This window comes from Paraplanobispora siamensis (genome assembly GCF_016863175.1).
GTDB lineage: Bacteria > Actinomycetota > Actinomycetes > Streptosporangiales > Streptosporangiaceae > Planobispora > Planobispora siamensis.
Genome location: NZ_BOOJ01000146.1, coordinates 1 through 920 on the forward strand (window position 1 = coordinate 1; position 920 = coordinate 920).

General features: G+C 69.8%; 1 pseudogene. It reads left to right on the top strand.

Annotation, left to right across the window (positions count from 1 at the left end):
* Positions 1–11: 11 nt before the first annotated feature.
* Positions 12–901 (top strand): annotated as a pseudogene (locus Psi01_RS42945) (IS5 family transposase).
* Positions 902–920 lie beyond the last annotated feature (19 nt).

Genomic DNA, 920 nt, shown 5'->3' on the forward strand with positions numbered 1-920 from the left:
CTGCTCATGACATGGGCAGGCGGTTTGAACTGACTGATGAGGAATGGCAGGTGATCGCACCGCTGCTGCCGCCAATGGATCCCCGGCGTGGCGGTCGCTGGCGTGATCACCGGCAGGTGCTCAACGGCATCGTGTGGCGGGTACGCACCGGCGTGCCGTGGCGGGATGTGCCCGAGCGGTACGGTCCCTGGCAGACGTTGTACAAGCGCTTCGCCCGCTGGGAGGTCGACGGCACCTGGGCCCGGATCGAGGAGTATCTGCAGATCCGTGCCGATGCGGCGGGCGATCTGGACTATCACGGCCAGATCGACTCCACGGTGGTGCGAGCTCACCAGCACGCGGCGGGTGCGCGAAAAGCGGGTGCCCGCCGGCGCAGGCGGCCCGGGCACAAGCGCTCGGGCGGTCGCGGGGCGGGCTGAGCACCAAGATTCACACGATCGGCGACGGGCAGGGCCGCAACCTGGCCACCGTCCTGACACCGGGCCAAGACGCCGATACCCGGCAGTTGCCGGTACTGCTGGAGCGCATCCGGGTGCCCCGGCCGGGCGGCATCGGCCGACCACGCAAACGGCTGGACAGCCTGACCGGCGACAAGGCCTACAGTTCGGCCACCAACCGCATGCTGCTGCGCCGCCGGCACATCCAGGCCACCATTGCCCAGCCCCGCGACCAGGTCGCCCACCGCCGGGCCAAAGGACGCCACGGCGGCAGGCCGCCCGCCTTCGACCGCACCCGCTACCGCCGCCGCAACCACATCGAACGCCTGATGAACCGGCGCAAGCAGTACCGCGCCGTGGCCATCCGCTACGACAAACTCGCCCGCCGCTACCGCGCCACCATCCAGATCGCCGACATCATGATCTGGCTACGCGCCCGGCCGGATCGGCCTCACCCTGCCTGATCGAGGAAACACACCCTAG